Annotated in this window: 17 protein-coding genes, 1 pseudogene and 1 riboswitch; of the genes and pseudogenes, 10 read left to right on the forward strand and 8 right to left on the reverse strand. The window is 73.4% G+C overall.

Annotated elements, in window-relative coordinates; genetic code table 11:
• From AC1DQC_RS18960 to hemL, 4 genes and pseudogenes are all read left to right on the forward strand, one after another.
• Positions 1–217 (forward strand): annotated as a pseudogene (locus AC1DQC_RS18960) (hydroxymethylbilane synthase); the annotation flags it as partial.
• Positions 214–1,044 carry a uroporphyrinogen-III synthase gene (locus tag AC1DQC_RS18965; protein ID WP_477052785.1) on the forward strand — a complete coding sequence of 277 codons (831 nt, stop codon included), beginning with the start codon at positions 214–216 and terminating at the stop codon, positions 1,042–1,044. The pseudogene AC1DQC_RS18960 and the gene AC1DQC_RS18965, both read left to right, overlap by 4 nt.
• Entirely contained in the window at positions 1,044–2,030 is a 987-nt protein-coding gene (hemB, locus tag AC1DQC_RS18970) for a porphobilinogen synthase (protein WP_477052786.1), read from the forward strand. The genes AC1DQC_RS18965 and hemB overlap by 1 nt, the downstream gene beginning before the upstream one ends.
• Positions 2,027–3,382, forward strand: coding sequence for a glutamate-1-semialdehyde 2,1-aminomutase (gene hemL, locus AC1DQC_RS18975; RefSeq protein WP_477052787.1), 1,356 nt, complete (start codon positions 2,027–2,029; stop codon positions 3,380–3,382). Before hemB ends, hemL begins: the two co-directional genes overlap by 4 nt.
• A gap of 3 nt (positions 3,383–3,385) precedes the next feature.
• On the opposite strand, the gene AC1DQC_RS18980 is transcribed toward hemL, so the two are convergent.
• Positions 3,386–3,844 carry an RrF2 family transcriptional regulator gene (locus tag AC1DQC_RS18980; protein ID WP_477052788.1) on the reverse strand — a complete coding sequence of 153 codons (459 nt, stop codon included), beginning with the start codon at positions 3,842–3,844 and terminating at the stop codon, positions 3,386–3,388.
• A 93-nt stretch (positions 3,845–3,937) separates the two neighbouring features.
• Between AC1DQC_RS18980 and AC1DQC_RS18985 the strand changes: the two genes are divergently transcribed.
• Genes AC1DQC_RS18985 through AC1DQC_RS18995 form a run of 3 tightly spaced genes read left to right on the forward strand, consistent with a single transcriptional unit; the run spans position 3,938 to position 6,800 of the window.
• Positions 3,938–4,219 (forward strand): metal-sensitive transcriptional regulator, encoded by a 282-nt coding sequence (locus AC1DQC_RS18985; protein WP_146927746.1) that lies wholly within the window; start codon positions 3,938–3,940, stop codon positions 4,217–4,219.
• An 11-nt stretch (positions 4,220–4,230) separates the two neighbouring features.
• A complete protein-coding gene (locus tag AC1DQC_RS18990) occupies positions 4,231–4,470 on the forward strand; it encodes a heavy-metal-associated domain-containing protein (protein ID WP_477052789.1) in 240 nt (79 codons plus the stop codon).
• On the forward strand, positions 4,467–6,800 hold the full coding sequence (locus AC1DQC_RS18995; protein WP_477052790.1) for a heavy metal translocating P-type ATPase: 2,334 nt from the start codon (positions 4,467–4,469) through the stop codon (positions 6,798–6,800). The genes AC1DQC_RS18990 and AC1DQC_RS18995 overlap by 4 nt, the downstream gene beginning before the upstream one ends.
• Before the next feature lie 4 nt (positions 6,801–6,804).
• Here the strand turns inward: AC1DQC_RS18995 and AC1DQC_RS19000 are convergent, their stop codons facing one another.
• Together AC1DQC_RS19000 and AC1DQC_RS19005 are read right to left on the reverse strand one after the other, a co-directional pair.
• A complete protein-coding gene (locus tag AC1DQC_RS19000) occupies positions 6,805–7,581 on the reverse strand; it encodes an ABC transporter permease (protein WP_477052791.1) in 777 nt (258 codons plus the stop codon).
• Complete coding sequence (locus AC1DQC_RS19005; protein WP_477052800.1) at positions 7,578–8,507, reverse strand: ABC transporter ATP-binding protein; 930 nt, start codon at positions 8,505–8,507, stop codon at positions 7,578–7,580. Before AC1DQC_RS19005 ends, AC1DQC_RS19000 begins: the two co-directional genes overlap by 4 nt.
• Before the next feature lie 196 nt (positions 8,508–8,703).
• On the opposite strand from AC1DQC_RS19005, the gene AC1DQC_RS19010 reads away from it, so the two are divergent.
• A complete protein-coding gene (locus AC1DQC_RS19010; RefSeq protein ID WP_477052792.1) occupies positions 8,704–9,585 on the forward strand; it encodes a CPBP family intramembrane glutamic endopeptidase in 882 nt (293 codons plus the stop codon).
• Between the two features lie 13 nt (positions 9,586–9,598).
• On the opposite strand, the gene AC1DQC_RS19015 is transcribed toward AC1DQC_RS19010, so the two are convergent.
• The gene (locus AC1DQC_RS19015; protein ID WP_477052793.1) at positions 9,599–10,186 is read right to left on the reverse strand and encodes an HdeD family acid-resistance protein; all 588 of its coding nucleotides are present in this window, start codon (positions 10,184–10,186) and stop codon (positions 9,599–9,601) included.
• Between the two features lie 185 nt (positions 10,187–10,371).
• Between AC1DQC_RS19015 and AC1DQC_RS19020 the strand changes: the two genes are divergently transcribed.
• Entirely contained in the window at positions 10,372–12,921 is a 2,550-nt protein-coding gene (locus tag AC1DQC_RS19020; protein WP_477052794.1) for a flippase-like domain-containing protein, read from the forward strand.
• Between the two features lie 62 nt (positions 12,922–12,983).
• Here the strand turns inward: AC1DQC_RS19020 and AC1DQC_RS19025 are convergent, their stop codons facing one another.
• From AC1DQC_RS19025 to AC1DQC_RS19035, 3 genes are all read right to left on the reverse strand, one after another.
• Positions 12,984–13,364 carry an SHOCT domain-containing protein gene (locus AC1DQC_RS19025; RefSeq protein WP_477052795.1) on the reverse strand — a complete coding sequence of 127 codons (381 nt, stop codon included), beginning with the start codon at positions 13,362–13,364 and terminating at the stop codon, positions 12,984–12,986.
• 153 nt (positions 13,365–13,517) lie between these two features.
• Positions 13,518–13,673: a hypothetical protein gene (locus AC1DQC_RS19030; protein WP_477052796.1), complete on the reverse strand. Its 156-nt coding sequence runs from the start codon at positions 13,671–13,673 to the stop codon at positions 13,518–13,520.
• Positions 13,674–13,689: 16 nt separating this feature from the next.
• Positions 13,690–13,764: riboswitch (cyclic di-GMP riboswitch) on the reverse strand.
• Positions 13,765–13,887: 123 nt separating this feature from the next.
• Positions 13,888–15,753, reverse strand: coding sequence for a cytochrome c biogenesis protein DipZ (locus AC1DQC_RS19035; RefSeq protein WP_477052797.1), 1,866 nt, complete (start codon positions 15,751–15,753; stop codon positions 13,888–13,890).
• A 135-nt stretch (positions 15,754–15,888) separates the two neighbouring features.
• On the opposite strand from AC1DQC_RS19035, the gene AC1DQC_RS19040 reads away from it, so the two are divergent.
• Positions 15,889–16,569: a fasciclin domain-containing protein gene (locus tag AC1DQC_RS19040; protein ID WP_477052798.1), complete on the forward strand. Its 681-nt coding sequence runs from the start codon at positions 15,889–15,891 to the stop codon at positions 16,567–16,569.
• 346 nt (positions 16,570–16,915) lie between these two features.
• On the opposite strand, the gene AC1DQC_RS19045 is transcribed toward AC1DQC_RS19040, so the two are convergent.
• On the reverse strand, positions 16,916–17,439 hold a 524-nt coding region (locus tag AC1DQC_RS19045), incomplete at its 5' end, for an anti-sigma factor (protein ID WP_477052799.1).

A 17,439-nucleotide genomic window follows, 5' to 3' on the forward strand; every position in this document is an offset into this window, starting at 1 on the left:
GATCGGCGCCTGGGCCGCGCTCGCCGACGACGGCCGCACGCTGCGGCTCGACGCCGTCGTCGCCCGGCCCGACGGCGCCGCGAGCCTGCGCCGCGGGCTCACCGCCACCCTGGGCGGCGACAGCACCGACGCGGCCCGGCGCCTCGGGATCGAGCTCGCCGAGGTGCTGCTCGGCGCCGGCGCGGCGGACCTGGCCTGCCTGGGGGTCAGCCGATGAGCACCGCCCCGGCACTGCCCCTGGCCGGGTGGCGCGTGCTGGTCCCCCGCCCGGCCGCCGGGCGCAGCGCCGCCGTCGTCGCGCTCGCCGCCGCGGGAGCCGAGGCCGTGGTCGTGCCCCTGATCGAGACGGTCCCGCCCGAGGACCCCACCGAGCTCGACGACGCCCTGCTCGCCCTCGAGTCCGGCTGGTACGGCTGGCTCGTGGTCACCAGCGCAGCCGCCGTGCCGGTGCTGGCCGACCGGTCGCAGGAGAGCGCCGGCAGCCTGGTCCAGCTGCTCGCCGACGGGAACGTGAAGGTGGCCGCGGTGGGTCCCGGGACGGCCCGCGCCCTGCGCGAGGTCGGCGTCGAGCCCTCGCTCGTCCCGCGCGGCTCGTCCACGTCCCGCGCGCTGGTGGAGTGCTGGCCCGCACCGTCCGCGCCGGCGCGCGTCCTGTTCCCTCGCGGCGACCTGGCGGCGCCCACGGTCACCGACGGGCTGCGCGCCCGCGGGTGGGACGTCACCGACGTCGTCGCCTACCGGACGGTGCCCGCCGCGCCCCCGCCCGCCGACGTCCGCGAGTCGTGGGCCGACGGCACCATCCACGCCGCGCTGCTCACGTCGGCCAGCACGGTCCGCGAGCTGGCGGCGCGCCTGGGTCCGCCCCCGGCGAGCACCCTGATGATCGGCATCGGCCCGTCGACCGCCGCCGAGGCCGCACGGCTGGGCCTGCCGCTCGCCGGCATCGCCACCGAGCAGACGATGCTCGGCATGGTCGACGCCCTGGCCCGCGCGGTCGCCACGGTGCTGCCCGCGCCGATCCCCAGCCCCGAGGAGGAGCTCTGATGACCGACCGTCGCGTCCGCCCCCGCCGCCTGCGCTCGACGCCGGCGTTGCGCCGCCTGACCGCGGAGACGCGCCTCGACGCCGCACAGCTGGTGCTGCCGGTGTTCGTCAAGGAAGGGCTGACCGAGCCGCGGGAGATCACCTCGATGCCCGGGGTCCTGCAGCACACCCGCGACTCGCTGCGGAAGGCGGTGGCCGAGGCCGCCGGCGCCGGGCTCGGCGGCGTCATGCTGTTCGCCATCCCCACCGTCCGCGACGCCGTGGGCTCGCAGGCCACCGACCCCGCCGGCATCCTCAACCTCGCGATCGCCGACACGGTCGCCGAGGTGGGCGACGCCCTGGTGGTCCAGGCGGACCTGTGCCTGGACGAGTTCACCGACCACGGCCACTGCGGGGTGCTCAGTCCCTCGGGGGCCGTCGACAACGACGCGACCCTGGTCCGGTACGCGGAGATGGCCCTCGCCCAGGCGGCTGCGGGCGCGCACGTCGTCGGGCTGTCCGGGATGATGGACGGCCAGGTCGGGTACGTGCGCGACGCCCTGGACGCCGCCGGTCGCGACGACGTCGCCGTGCTCGCCTACGCGGCCAAGTACGCGTCCGCCTTCTACGGCCCGTTCCGCGACGCCGTCGAGTCGCAGCTCGAGGGCGACCGCCGGACGTACCAGATGGACCCGGCGAACCGTCGGGAGGCCGTGCGCGAGGTGGAGATCGACCTCGCCGAGGGCGCCGACATCGTCATGGTGAAGCCCGCGCTCGCGTACCTCGACATCCTGTCCGACGTGGCCGCGATGTCCACCGTCCCGGTGGCCGCTTACCAGGTGTCGGGTGAGTACGCGATGATCGAGGCCGCCGCCGCGCGAGGCTGGATCGAGCGCAGACGGGCGATCCTCGAGTCCGTGCTCAGCATCCGTCGCGCCGGTGCCGATCACGTACTCACGTACTCTGCGACAGAGCTGGCCGGTTGGCTGGCAGAGGAGATCCGATGAGCGTCACCACTTCGGCCGCGACAGGCAGAACACGCGAGAGCGACTCTGCCTTTGCGCACGCGCAGGCCGTCATCCCCGGCGGCGTCAACTCGCCCGTCCGCGCCTTCGGCAACGTCGGCGGCACGCCGCGGTTCCTCGCCTCGGCCCGGGGCGCCTACGTCACCGACGTCGACGGCACCGAGTATGTCGACCTGGTCAGCTCGTGGGGCCCGGCCCTGCTGGGCCACGCGCACCCCGAGGTGGTCGAGGCCGTCCGCGAGGCGGCCGGGCGGGGTCTGAGCTTCGGCGCCCCGACGCTCACCGAGGTCGACCTGGTCGACGAGATCCGCTCGCGGGTCCCCCCGGCCGAGAAGGTGCGCCTGGTCTCGACCGGCACCGAGGCGACGATGACCGCCCTGCGTCTGGCCCGGGCCTACACGGGCCGCGACCTCGTCGTGAAGTTCGCCGGCTGCTACCACGGCCACGTCGACGCCCTGCTCGCCTCCGCCGGCTCGGGCGTCGCGACGCTCGGCCTGCCCGACTCCGCCGGCGTCTCCGCGGCGGTCGCCGCCGAGACGATCGTCGTGCCCTACAACGACCCCGAGGCCATCGAGGCCGCGTTCGCCGAGCACGGCGACCGGATCGCCGCCGTGATCACCGAGGCCGCACCCGCGAACATGGGCGTCGTGCCGCCGCTGCCGGGCTTCAACGCCGCGCTGCGCCGCCTGACCCTGACGCACGGCGCGCTGCTCATCCAGGACGAGGTGCTGACCGGCTTCCGGGTCGGCTACTCCGGCTGGTGGGGCCTCGAGGGCCTGCGCGAGGGCTGGGCGGCCGACCTCTACACGTTCGGCAAGGTCATCGGCGGCGGCCTGCCCGTCGCCGCGGTGGGCGGCCGTCGCGACGTCATGGCGCTGCTGGCCCCGGTCGGACCCGTCTACCAGGCCGGCACGCTGTCGGGGAACCCGGTCGCCACCGCGGCGGGCCTCGCCACGCTGCGCCTGGCCGACCAGGACGTGTACGCCCGTGTCGACGCCGTCTCCGCCCAGCTGCGCGCCGAGCTGGGCGCCGCGCTGTCCGCCGAGGGCCTGCCGCACGCGATCCAGTGGGCCGGCAACCTGTTCAGCACGTTCTTCGGTGCCGACGCCGCCGCGCGCGGGGCCCGCGACTACGACGCGGTCAAGGCCACCGAGTCCTGGCGGTACGCGCCGTTCTTCCACTCGCTGCTCGAGTCCGGCGTCTACGCGCCGCCGTCGCCGTTCGAGGCCTGGTTCGTGTCGGCCGCGCACGACGACGCCGCGGTGGACCGGATCGTCTCGGCCCTCCCGGCCGCCGTCCGCGCGGCCGCGCAGGCCACGGCGCCCACCGACTGACCGTTACGGGTTGACCCAGGCGTCGTGCCGGGCGGCCAGCTCGTGCACGGTCGGCGGCAGCTCGCCGGAGACCAGGCCGGCGAGCGTCACCTGGTCGAGCACGTCGCGCACGCTCACGCGGAGCGCGACCCAGACCTCGAGCAGCGCCTGGGCCGAGCCGGCGTACTCGAGCGCGGTCGGCCGCTCGTCGCGCACGGTGACCAGCGGGCCGTCGACCGCGCGGATGACGTCGGCCAGCGTGATCTCGTCGGCGGCGCGCGCCAGGCGGTAGCCGCCTGAGCGGCCGCGCACGCTGGAGACCACGCCGCCGCGGCGCAAGTCGCCCAGGATCCGCTCGAGGAACGCGACCGGGAGCTGCTGCCCGACCGCCAGGTCGTCCGCCCGCACCGGGTCGCCGTGCGGGGACGACGCCAGCTCGGCGCACGCCCGCACCGCATAGTCCGCCTTCGCCGAGACCCGCATGCCGTCGATTGTGCCCCGCCGGCACGACCGGAATACCCCCCAGGGGTATGGTGTTGCGCAGATTGCACCCGCTCGCGACGAAAGAGGGCTCCCATGCACGGCTACACCGACGCCAAGGACGACTACCTCAAACGCCTGCGCCGCGTCGAGGGCCAGGTCCGCGGCATCGCGCGGATGGTCGACGAGGACGTGTACTGCATCGACATCCTCACCCAGGTCGCCGCCGTCACCAAGGCGCTGCAGGCCGTGAGCATCGGGCTGGTCGAGGACCACCTCGCCCACTGCGTCGTCGACGCCGCCCGCCAGTCCCCCGAGGAGGGCGCGGCCAAGGTCAAGGAAGCCGCCGACGCCATCGCCCGCCTCGTCCGCAGCTAGAAGGAGACCCCATGAGCACCAGCACCACGAGCACGTTCGGCGTCGACGGCATGACCTGCGGGCACTGCGTCGCCGCGGTGACCTCTGAGCTGTCCGCACTGCCGGGCGTGCAGGACGTCACGATCCAGCTGAGCGTCGGCGGCTCCTCCACCGTGTCCGTCGTCTCCGAGACCCCGCTGGCCGACGCCGCGATCGCCGAGGCGGTCGTCGAGGCCGGCTACGCCGTGACCCCGCGGAGGTCGCTGCTGTGAACGACTCCACCGTCGATCTCGCGATCGAGGGCATGACCTGCGCGTCCTGCGTCGCGCGCGTGGAGAAGAAGCTGAACCGGCTGCCGGGCGTCGAGGCGACGGTAAACCTGCCGCTGGAGTCCGCGCGCGTCACCATGACCGACGGGCAGCCCGCCGACACCGAGGCGCTCGTCGCCGCGGTCCGCTCCGCCGGGTACGACGCGACGGTGGTGGGCGCCCACCACGACATGGACCCGTTCGAGCACGCGCTCTCGGGCCACACCATGGCCCCGGGCCACGACATGGACGCCGACGAGGACACGTCGGCCCCGACCGACGCCCGCGGCGCCGAGCTGCGCGCGCGCTTGCGGGTGGCGGTCGTGCTCAGCGTCCCCGTGCTGCTCCTCTCGATGATCCCCGCGCTCCAGTTCACGGGCTGGCAGTGGGTCGTCGCCGCCCTGGCCCTGCCGGTCGCCACCTGGGCCGCGTGGCCGTTCCACCGCGCCGCGTTCCGGGCGGCCCGCCACGGCGCCTCGACCATGGACACGCTCGTCTCCATCGGCATCATCGCCGCGACCGGCTGGTCGCTGTGGGCCCTGCTGCTCGGCGGGGCGGGCGAGCTCGGCCTGACCATGACGCCGTCCCTGTGGCCGCGGGCCGAGACGGGCATGGACGTGCCCGAGCTGTACTTCGAGGTCGCCGCGGTCGTCACCACGTTCCTGCTGGCCGGCCGCTATGCCGAGCACCGCTCGCGGCGCCGCGCCGGCGACGCCCTGCGCGCGCTGCTCGACCTCGGCGCCAAGGACGTCGCGCTGCTGGTCGACGGTACGGAGCACCGGGTCCCGGTCGAGCGCCTCGCGGTCGGCGACGAGTTCGCCGTCCGTCCCGGCGAGAAGGTCGCCACCGACGGCGTCGTCGTCCGCGGCACGTCCGCGCTCGACACGTCGCTGCTCACGGGTGAGCCCGTGCCGGTCGACGTCGGGCCCGGCGACGAGGTCACCGGCGCCACCCTCAACACGTCCGGCGCGCTCGTCGTGCGGGCCACGCGCGTCGGCGCGGAGACTCGTCTGGCGCAGATCGGCCGGCTCGTCGCGACCGCGCAGACCGGCAAGGCTCCTGTGCAGCGGCTGGCGGACCGCATCTCCGCGGTGTTCGTGCCGGTCGTCCTGGTGCTGGCCGTCGGCACGCTCGCCGCCTGGCTGCTCTCCGGCTCGGGCGCGCAGGCCGCGTTCACCGCCGCCGTCGCCGTGCTGATCATCGCGTGCCCCTGCGCCCTGGGCCTCGCGACGCCCACCGCGCTCCTGGTCGGCACCGGTCGCGGCGCGCAGCTGGGCATCCTCATCAAGGGCCCGGAGGTGCTCGAGCAGACCCGCGCCGTGGACACCGTCGTGCTCGACAAGACGGGGACCGTGACCGAGGGGCGGATGGCCCTCGTCGACGTGATCGGCGAGCCGGACGTGCTTCGCTACGCGGCGGCCGTCGAGCAGCTGGCGGAGCACCCGATCGGCCGGGCCGTCGCTGCCGCGGTCGTCCAGCAGGACGGCCCGTCAGGTGCCGACGGCGTCGTCATCGGCGCCGACCAGGTGCACGACTTCCGCGCCGAGGCCGGGCACGGTGTGTCCGGCGTGGTCCGCACCGCGCACTCGGGCGTCGGCCTGGGCCGCCGCGTGCTCGTCGGCCGTCCGGCGTGGCTCCGCGACCAGGGCGTCGACCCGACGGCGTTCCAGCAGCCGTTCGACGCCGCCGAGGCAGACGGCGCGACGGCCGTCATGGCCGCGTGGGACGGCTCGCCCCGCGGCGTCCTGGTGCTGCGCGACCCCGTCAAGGGCTCGTCCGCGCAGGCGGTCACCGAGCTCCGCGCGCTCGGGCTGCGACCGATCCTGCTGACCGGCGACAACGAGGGTGCCGCCCGGGCAGCCGCTCGCGAGGTCGGCATCGACGAGACCGACGTCGTCGCGCGCGTGCTGCCCGCGGACAAGGTCGCGGTCGTCGCGCGCCTCCAGCGCGAGGGTGCGCGCGTCGCGATGGTGGGCGACGGCGTGAACGACGCCGCGGCCCTGGCGACCGCCGACCTCGGCCTGGCCATGGGCACCGGGACCGACGTGGCCATCGAGGCGGCGGACATCACGCTGGTCCGCGGCGACCTGCGTGCGGCCGGCGATGCGATCCGGCTGTCCCGGCGGACCCTGCGGGTGATCAAGCAGAACCTGTTCTGGGCGTTCGCCTACAACGTCGCCGCGATCCCGCTGGCCGCCCTCGGCCTGCTCAACCCGATGATCGCCGGCGCGGCGATGGCGTTCTCGTCGGTGCTCGTCGTCGGCAACTCGCTGCGGCTGCGCCGCTTCGCCTGACGGCTCAGTGGAACCGGCGGCCCTCGTCGCGGCGGTAGGCCGTCACGGCGAAGGCAGCGAACAGGACGGTCCACACCAGGATCACGAGCAGCGCGTAGCCGTAGGCCGGGTAGCCGGTGACCGCCTGGATGGCGAGGTCGCGCGCCGCCCGCGACGGCAGCAGCTTCGAGATCGCGTCGAGCCAGGCCGGGAAGGCCTCGGGCGGCAGGAACAGGCCACCCGCGAACGCGAGCGGGAACAGGGTCGCCTGCACGACGGCGATCGCGGCCTTCGAGCTCAGCCGGTACCCGATCCCGAGCCCGAGCAGCAGGAACGGCACGGCCACCGCCGGGACCATCGCGATCGCGGCCAGGCCCTGCGCGGGCGTCACGGTGGCGGCGGTGGCGACGACCCCCAGCAGCACGAGAGGGACGAGGGCCAGGTAGGACCAGAGCACTCCGTTGAGCACCCGGCCGGCCAGGCGCGGTCCGGCGCCCGCGGGCAGGGTGCGCAGGAACGGGTCGAACGGCAGGGCGCGGTCCTCGGAGACCCCGACACCGAACGAGAACAGGCACGTCGACATCACGGCGAACACCCCGAGCTGCGCGACCGCCGCCGTGGCGATGCCGGGGTCCTGGGCGACGGCCTGCTGCGGGATCACGAAGAACAGGAGCGCCAGCGACGGGAACAGCAGGTTGCCGATGACCGCGATCGGGATCCGGATGGTCTCGAGGAACTGGAACCGGGCGTGCAGCACGGCCAGCGACCAGAACGGCCGCAGGGTCAGCGTCGTGGTGCTCATCGGGCGACCTCCTCCTCGTGCGACGTGAGGGCCAGGAAGGCCTCCTCGAGGGACGCGCCTCGCATCTCGAGGTCGCGGAACGGCACGTCCTGCACGACGAGCGCGCGAACCAGCCGGTCGGCGTCGTCGGCGAGGACCGTCCACCGCCCGTCGGGACCCTGCTGGGCGCTCTGGGCACCCGGCAGCCGCGCGAGATCGACCGCCGCCTCCGGAGGCAGCGACAGGATCACCCGGCGCAGCGCCACGAGACCGAGCACGGACCCAAGGCTGTCGTCGGCGAGCACCCGTCCGCCGCCGATGACCACGACGCGCTCGGCGAGCGCCTCGATCTCCTCGAGGTAGTGGCTGGTCAGCAGCACCGTGGCCCCGTCGGCGTGGTACTCGCGCAGCGCCTGCCAGAGGATGTGCCGCGCCTCGACGTCGAGGCCCGTGGTCGGCTCGTCCAGCAGCACGAGCCGCGGTCTGCCGACGAGGGCGAGCGCGACCGCCAGACGACGCTTCTGCCCGCCGGAGAGCCCGCCCGTCTGCCGTCGAACCAGGTCCTCGAGCCCGAACCGCGCGAGCACCTCGGCGCGCGCCATGGGCGCCGGGTAGTGCTTCGCGACGAGGTCGACCACCTCACCGACCGTGAGCGTCGGTGGCAGGCCGGTCTCCTGCGGGGTCGTGCCGAGGCCGATCCGCGACGACGCCCGGCGGGGGTCGCCGCCGAAGAGCCGCACGTCGCCCGAGTCCTGCGTGCGCAGGCCGCTGACCAGGCTGAGCAGGGTCGTCTTGCCGGCGCCGTTGGGGCCGAGCAGGCCGACCAGCTCACCGTCGCCGACCGTCAGCGACACGTCGTCCAGCGCGGTCACCGCGCCGAAGGTGCGCGTCACGCCGACCAGCTCGACGGGGATGGCCGGGATCAGACCCCCGTGCGTCGTGGCAATCGTCACGTCGTCCGCCTCCTCGAGTCGGCGTCGCGGGTGAATGAGGTGCCGGCCGAGCCACAAACTAGTTCTGGGCTTGTCGGCCCCACAACCGACCAAGGTCGAGGGCGCACCAGCCGTCGGTCCGGGTCCGTACCGGCGAGACGTTCAGCGCGCACCCAGGTGGCGTCCAGGGATGCGGCCTACGCTGCGACCCATGACAGCGCCGACGCCGACGCCCGACGACGCGAGCCCCGACGCCGCGACGGCCTCGGCCGGCCCCGGCGGAGACGTCGCCATCGCGACCGGCCGCCCGCCCGCCGCCCCGCCGCCCAGCGAGCGCGCCTACCGCCGGCGGCTGACCACCGAGATCTGGATCGTGCTCGGGCTGTCGCTGGGCAAGTCCGGGCTCTACGCGGTGGTCAACATCATCGACCGGCTCACCGCCGGGCCGCCGCTGGGCGAACAGTCGACGACGCTCAACCCGAGCCGGTCGCCGCGCCCCTGGCTCGACCTGACCTACCAGCTGCTGCAGATCGGGTTCGCGCTGGTCCCCGTCGCGCTGGCGCTGTACCTGCTGTCGGCCAACGGGAAGTCGGCGGTGCGCCGCATCGGCCTGGACTTCAGGCGGCCCTGGCGCGACCTGGGCGTCGGCGTCGGGCTCGCGGCCCTCATCGGCATCCCGGGGCTCGGGCTGTACGCGGTCGCACGGGTGCTCGGCCTGGCCGTCCAGGTGCAGGCCTCCGCCCTCAACGCCGCCTGGTGGACCATCCCCGTGCTGCTCCTCGCGGCGCTGCAGAACGCGCTGCTCGAGGAGGTCATCGTCGTCGGCTACCTCATGGAGCGGCTGCGCGAGCTGCGCTGGAGCGCATCGGCGATCGTCGTCGCGAGCGCCCTCCTGCGCGGCTCGTACCACCTGTACCAGGGCTGGGGCGCGTTCGTCGGCAACGCGATCATGGGCCTGGTATTCGCCGAGTACTACCGGCGCAGGCGGCGGGTCATGCCTCTGGTGGTCGCCCACACGATCATGGACATGGTCGTGTTCGTGGGCTACGCGCTCATCCCGGCGGCCTGGATAGCGGCACTCGGCCTGAACTGACGGACGGCTCCGGTCAGACCGTCGCGGAGCCGCGGTCCAGGTCCTTGGCCAACTGCTTCGTCGCGAAGCCGCTCACCACGAGCACGACGCCGCCGACGAACGCGAACAGGCCCAAGAGCACGACGATGATGCTCACCGAGGTCTGCGGGTTCATGAGCAGCAGCAGCCCGAACAGGAACGCGATCAGCCCGAAGGTCAGCACCCAGTACCAGCCGATGTCCCGCGACCGGTACAGCACGACCGAGGCGATGATCCCGAGCACCCCGATCACCAGCACCCAGAGCGTGATCAGGTAGAAGATCACCTGCGCCGTGGGGCCGGTCCAGACGACCGCGATGACACCGAACGCGATCCCGACCACGCCGGAGATCAGCCACCAGCCCGCGCCGGGCTCCTTGCGGTTGCCCAGCCACTGCGCGATGGCGATGAGGCCGTCGATGATGGCGAACACCCCGAACACCCACACGAGCGCCTTCACCGTGCCGAGCGGCTGCACGAGCATGAACAGGCCGAGGACGAGGAGCACCACGCCGCGCAGGACCGGGAGCCACCAGATGCGCCGGAGCGCGGTGGAGTCGGCGGCGGTCAGGTCGTCGGACACGGGGGCCTCCACGGGATGTCAGCACGGATCTCTCGTCTTGGCGGTCACGCTAGTGGACGATCCCGACAGAGCGCCCGAACGGCGCGCAACCCGTCCCTCCAGGTCACGGCCACAGTGACGAGGCCGACAGCGTCGCGAGCCCGACCTGCCGGGCAGGGACTGCCCCGCTGCCTAGACTCGCCCGTATGTCCGCGACTCCCGCCAGTCGCGCGGACGTCGGCGCGGCCGCCGCCGCGGACGACGCCGCGCCCACCGGCGACGTCGCGCCCACGCCGGAGCGCTCCGCCGACGGCACCTCCGGCGTCCGGATCGTCGACGTCCCCGCGGTCCGCGTGCACCACCCGAGCGACCTGCTCGGCACCGTCCTGTCGGCGTTGGGCATCGCGCTCGTGCTGGTGCTCGCGACCTACGCGCACAACACCACGTCGGGCGTGGCCGAGGACGTCCAGGGCTTCGCCACACTGCTCAACCGGATCCTGTTCGTGCCCCGGCGCGGCCTCGAGGTGTTCGTCGTCCTCGCCGTCCCGCTGGCGGTCATCACCGAGCTCGCCTTCCGTCGCCTCGGTCGCCAGCTGCTCGAGGGGCTGATCGCCGCCCTCGCCGCGCTCATGCTCAACGAGGCCGTGCTCTGGGCCATCCGGACGTTCGGGTCCGACGAGCTGATCATCGGGATGTCGATCCGCTCCAACGGCGCGTGGGTGGTGACGCTGCCGGGCTACGTCGCGCTGCTCGTCGGCCTGCTCACCGTCGTGGGCCCCCGCGGTCGGCGGCGGACCGTGAAGTGGTCGTGGAACCTGCTGTGGGTCGCGATCGGCGTCCTGCTCATCACCGCCGGGGTGTCGCTGCCCGGGCTGGTGGTCTCGTTTCTGGTCGGCCGCGTCACGGGTCTCGGCATCCGCTACCTGTCCGGCGTGCAGTCCGAACGGGCCTACGGCGCGAGCCTGGTCGCCGGAGTGCGGCGGGCCGGGTTCGAACCCGTCCAGCTCCTGCGCGTCGCGGACGAGACCACCGAGGACGCCCCGGAGGGCAGCCCCGACCTCGACGGCGACCCGGCAGCCCGCGCGCTGACCCGGTCCACCGCGCACCGCCTGTACGAGATGACCACCGCCGACGGCGAGGAGCTCGACCTGGTCGTCATCGACGGCGACCGGCAGGTGGTCGGCATGCTCACCCGCCTGTGGCGATCGTTGCGGATGCGCGGCATCGAGGGCCGCTCGGTGGTGTCGCTGCGGCAGGCCGCCGAGCGCACGGCCCTGCTGGCGTACGCGGCGCGCGCCGCGGGCGTCCGCACGCCGAAGCTGCTCAGCATCGCCGAGGCCGACGACTCGATGCTCCTGGTCCAGGAGCGGCCCGGCCGTGCGGTCCCGCTGGGCGACCTCGACCCGGCCGACCTCACCGACGACCTGCTGCAGGAGATCTGGGCGCAGCTGCAGCTCGCCCACGACGCCGGCATCGCGCACCGGTCGCTGACCAGCGACGTGCTCCTGGTGGAGACCGTCGTCGGCCGTCCCGTGGTCTGGGTGACCAGCTGGGAGCAGGGCGACGTCGCCTCCTCCGAGCTGGCCCGGCGGATGGACGTCACGCAGCTGGTCGCCCTGCTGGCGCTGCGCGTCGGGGCGTCGCGCGCGCTGGACTCCGCCGTGGCCGTGCTGTCCGAGTCCCACATCGCCGAGATCGGTCCCCTGCTGCAGACGATCACGCTGCCGCGGCTCACCCGCAACGAGATGCGCGCGGACAAGAAGGTGCTCGCCGAGCTGCGGTCGGCGCTGGTCGCGCACCTGCCCGACGCCGACGTGGAGCCCCAKCAGCTCGTGCGGTTCGGTGCGCGCACCGTGCTCACCATCGTCGTGCCGATCGTCGCCATCGTCTTCGTCATCACGAGCATCAACATCAACGAGATCACCTCGGCGCTCGCAGCCGGCGACTGGCGGTGGACGGTCGTCGCGTTCCTGCTCGGCCTGCTCACGCTGCTGGGTGCGGCGCTGGCGTTCGTCGCGTTCTCGCCGGTCAAGCTGCCCCTCTGGCGGGCCACCCTCGTGCAGACGGCGGCGACCTTCGTCGGCCTCGCCGCCCCCGCCGGCATCGGCCCAGCCGCCCTGAACCTCCGGATGCTCCAGAAGCGCGGGGTCTCGACCACGCTGTCCGCCGCGACCGTCGCCCTCGTCCAGGTCAGCCAGTTCGTGGTGACGCTCGGGCTGCTGCTGGTGCTGACCATCGCGTCCGGCAACTCGGAGTCGGCGCTGCCGATCTCGCCCGTGGTGCTGCTGGTGATCGGCATCCTCGCGGCGCTGGTCGCGTCCGGGCTGCTGGTGCCCCGGGTGCGTCAGTGGGTGCTGGCCAAGACGATGCCCACGCTGCGCCAGACCTGGCCGCGGCTCATCGAGGTGCTCGGACAGCCGTGGCGCCTGGCCCTCGCGCTGGGCGGCAACCTGCTCATGACGCTCGGCTTCATCTTCGCGTTCGACGCCAGCCTGGCCGCGTTCGGGCAGGAGGCCACGCTGATCCAGGTCGCGCTCGTCTACCTGGCGGGCAACACCGCCGGCGCGCTGGTGCCGACCCCCGGCGGCATGGGCACCATCGAGCTGGCGCTGGCCGGCACGCTCACCAGCATCACGGGCATCAACCCCGGTATCGCCACGTCGATCGCGGTGCTGTTCCGCGTCGCCACCTACTGGCTGCGCATCCCGCTCGGGTGGGCGGCGATGCGCTACCTCCAGCGGTCCGGCGAGCTGTAGGTCCCCGGACATGCCTCCGGGCCGGCACCTGTGCGGTACCGGCCCGGAGGATCGAGCTCAGGTCAGGCGAGCGCCTTGGCCTTGAGCTGCGCGTACTCGGCCTCGTTGATCGTGCCGGCGTCCAGGAGGGCCTTCGCCTCGGCGATGTGCTCCGCCGGCGACTTCCCGGCGGCCACTTCCCGGATGTAGGTGTCGGTGTCCGACTTGGCCTGCTGGACCGCCTTCACCTGCCGCTCCGCCATGCCCCTGMCGCGAGCGATCACGTAGATCAGGGCGACCAGGAACGGCATGACGATCAGCCCGATGATCCACAGGGCCTTCCACCACCCGCTCAGCTCGTGGTCCCGGAAGAGGTCCCCGATGATCTGGAAGAGGATGACGAGGTAGGCGAAGAACAGGAACCACCAGATCAGCAGCCAGAACCACTGCGCAAAGCTGTTCATGCGACCTTCTCTCAACTGCGGCAGCCCCGAGTGGCCAGCCCGTTGGGGTGAGGCTAACGGACAATCGCCGCAATCGGCACCAAGATCCCACCGCTGACCTGCGGCATCGCAGAGCCCCCCGGACCGTGCGGTCCGGGGGGCTCTGCGATGTTCTCAGGCTGCGGCGTTCTCGCGCTGCGCCGGCACCAGCTCGATCATGCTGCGCCGAGCAGCGAGCCCCGCCCACGCCTGCAGGCGCGGAGCCGGGAAGGCCGGGGTGAGGTTGACGGAGGTGTCGGACGGGTCGACTGAGTACCCACGCTGGTCCATGACGCTGTCCTGTCTGTTCGGTAGCCCGGCTGACCCTGTAGGTCCCGTGGCTTTGCGTCCCCTCCTTGCAGAGGGTTTGCCGTTTTCGCTGACAAGTCCGACATTAGAGCAACATGAGAGGCCGTGGAAGCGTGTCACCCCCACCAAAATCGGACATACGTCCATTTCACCCACTCGGCCGTATCTGACGGCGCATTCGATGCTCACGTTTTGCTCACCCGAACGTGAACGAGAAGGCCTGGACGCCCTCGGAGACCGAGAGCTCGACCGTGCCCTTCTCCACCGCCGCCCCGCTCACCAGCGGATACGCCTTGGGCGAGCCGTCCACCGCGACGTCGATCCGGTCGACGACCGTGCCGGACTCGTCGCGGACGGTCGCCGTCACCGTGCCCGCGCCGCCCAGCACCGCCTGCACGACCTTGGCGTGGTACCGCAGCCGCAGGGCCGCTCCCGGGCCCGCCGTGGCGCCCTGGTAGTCGGTCGTCCACGTCCCGCCGAAGGCCACGGTGTCGGCCCCCTGGTCCTGCGGGAACGCGTAGGTGGACGTGCCTTCTCGATAGTCACCCGCGACGTTCGCGTGCTTGCTCACCGACAGGAACGTCTCGGGCGTGACGTCGCCCTCGGGCGTCGTGTCGTCGACCTGCGTCCGCGCGGGGAGGGTCACGCCCGGGTCCGCCGCCGTCAGCAGCTGGCGGATCAACGTCTCGGTCTGCGCGTAGCCGCCCTCGCCCTGGGACACCTGGCGGATCCGCCCGTCCGCGTCGATGAGGTAGTGCGCCGGCCAGAACCGGTTCCGGTACGCCGTCCACGTTGCATACGAGTTGTCCTGCGCGACCGGGTATGTGATCCCGAGCCGCTGGGCGCCGTCCTCGACGTTGCGGGTCTCGCGCTCGAACGCGTACTCCGGCGTGTGCACGCCGATGACCACGAGCCCGTCGTCCCGGTACGCGTCGTCCCAGGCAGTGACGTGCGGGACGGAGCGCTGGCAGTTGATGCAGGAGTAGGCCCAGAAGTCGAGCAGGACCACCTTGCCGCGCAGGTCCGCGAGGTCGACCGGCGACCCGTCCGGGGTGTTCAGCCACGTCTCGATGCCCCGGATCGCCGGCGCCGGCCCGCAGTCCTCGAGCGTCGCGGAGTTGTTGGTGCACTCGGCCAGCTGCTTGTTCTCGTCGGTCACCAGGCCGCCCAGGTCGAGCTGTTCGCGGACCGTCTCGTTGGCGGCGACCTTTGACTGCAGCGTGTCCGTGTAGCCGGGCAGCGCGCGCTGGATCGCGTCGGTGAGGTTGAACGCCAGCGCGAGAGCCAGCGCGATCATCAGGACGCCGCCCGCCGCGCGGATCCCGCGCTGGTGCGTGCGGAAGGCGGCGATCCGCTCGGCCACCTTGCGGCCCGCGAGCGCCAGCACCAGCAGGGGGATCGCCGCGCCGAGCGCGAAGCTCACGGTCAGGACGATCGTGCTCACGCCGACCGCCCCCGTCGCGCCCGCCACCGTGATGGCCGCGAGCACCGGGCCCGCGCACGGCACGTAGACGGCGCCGAGCCCGAGGCCCAGCACGAACCCGCCGCGCCCCGCGCCGGGCGCGCGCTTCGGCGTCAGCCGCTGGAACGGCCGCTCCAGCACCTCCTCGAACCTGGGCACCAGCAGCCCCACGCCGAGCAGCGCCAGCACCGCGATGCCCGCCCAGCGCAGCAGGTCCTGCGGCAGCCCGAGCACGTTGAGCAGCACCGTGCCGACGAGCGTGACCAGCGTGAAGCTGGTGACCAGGCCGAGGATCACGAGGTACGGGCGGCGGGCGGAGGCCCGATCCCGCGGACCGTCGGTGGTCGGCGCCGGGAGCGTTGCGACGCCGGACCTCCCGGTCGTCGCCCCGGACAGGAACGACGGCTGCGCCATCGCGCCCACAGAGCCGGCGACCCCTCTCGTCGCGAAGCCCGAGGCCACCTTGACGGTCGGTCGATCCCGCGCGCCCTGCACGCCGCCCGCGAAGAACACGACGGGCAGCACGGGCAGGATGCACGGCGAGATGCCGGTGATGAGGCCACCGACGAGCCCGATGAGCGCGAGCGTGAGCAGGTCCATGGCCGGGGTTCGCCACGGTGACCTCCACGGATGGGTGCGAACTGCCACCCATCCGCTGCGCCGACCGCCCCGAACCACCCCCGAGAGACGACCGGGCGGGTACCCCACCCGGACCACGTTCAAGGGAGAGTCACCATGCGCACCACGAACCGCACACGCATCGCCGCCGTCCTGCTGGCCGGCGTCACGGGCCTCGCCCTCACCGCCTGCAGCTCCGGCTCGAGCGACGACACGGCAGGCTCCGACTCGTCGGCCGCCATGGAGACGCCCATGGACACCCCGTCCGCGATGCCGAGCGATGACGCGATGACCGCCGACCCGGCCGCCGACCTCGTCGGCCCCGGCTGTGCCGACTACGCCGCCGCCGTCCCCGACGGCCCCGGCTCCGTGACCGGCATGTCGACCGACCCGGTCGCCGTGGCCGCATCGAACAACCCGCTGCTCACCACGCTCGTCGCGGCGGTCTCCGGCCAGCTCAACCCCGACGTCAACCTGGTCGACACCCTCAACGGCAGCGAGTTCACCGTGTTCGCGCCGGTCGACGACGCCTTCGCCAAGATCGACCCCGCCACCATCGAGTCGCTCAAGACCGACTCGGCGACGCTGTCGAAGATCCTCACGTACCACGTGGTGCCCGGGCAGCTGTCGCCCGACATGGTGGTCGGCACGCAGACCACGGTCGAGGGCGGGACCGTGGACGTCACCGGCTCCGGCGACGACCTCATGGTCAACGGCGCCAAGGTCATCTGCGGCGGCGTCCACACCGCCAACGCCACCGTCTACCTCATCGACTCGGTGCTCATGCCGACGATGTGACGACCCGGCGGACCGGTCGCTCCGGCGGCCGGTCCGTCTGCGCTCCCGGCCACCCCTGACCGGCCGACGGAGCAGCGGAGCCCCCTCGCAGGGTACGGCGAGGGGGCTTCGTCGTGCCCCGGGCCACCGGAGCAGCGGAATCCCCTCGCGAGGGGGTGGCGAGGGGGTTCCGTGGCGTCGCGCCCTAACCCGCCCGCTCTGAGAACGGCAGTTCTCGGTGCACCTGGGTGGAGGGGCCGCCGAGCTCGCGGGGGGTAGGCGAGCTCGCCGGTCCTGACCGGCGAGGTCGGCGCGGACTCACGAGCTCGCGGGGCCGCCGGGCGGCGCGGCCGGTGGTGGATCCCCGTCAGGCGGCGGAGAGGACGACCAGCGGGGTGGTGGTCGGCTGGGTGGAGCCGCCCGCCGGCTCGACGGTGATCGCCAGGGCGGATCCCGCGGTGAAGTCGTCGGCGAGCTGCCGGACCGAGCCGGCGTCGTCGGCCAGGACGCCGGCGGAGGCCGCCTGGTCGCCGGAGACGACCCAGAGCTGGTAGACGCGGTCGTCGCCCGGATCGGGGAGGCCTGCGGCGCTGAACAGCGCGGCGTCGTCGGTGAGGATCGCCGTCGCCGTGCCCCCACCCGTCACGGCACCGTGCACGACGACCGCCGACGGGTCGGTGAGCAGGTCCGCGAGCGCCTGCTGCTGCTGCTCGACGTCCTGCGCGCGCTGCGCCTGCTGGAGGGCGAGTGCGGTAGGCACCGCGGCGCCGACGACGAACGCCGCCGCGACGGCGAGCCAGCGCGTGCGCGACGGGCGTCGGCGGCGGTCCGCCAGGTCGGTGACGCCCGCCGGCGTCCGGACGTCCTCGGCCGGCAGGGCGTGGCGAGGGC

The sequence above is a fragment of the Cellulomonas sp. P4_H12 genome (assembly GCF_056400905.1).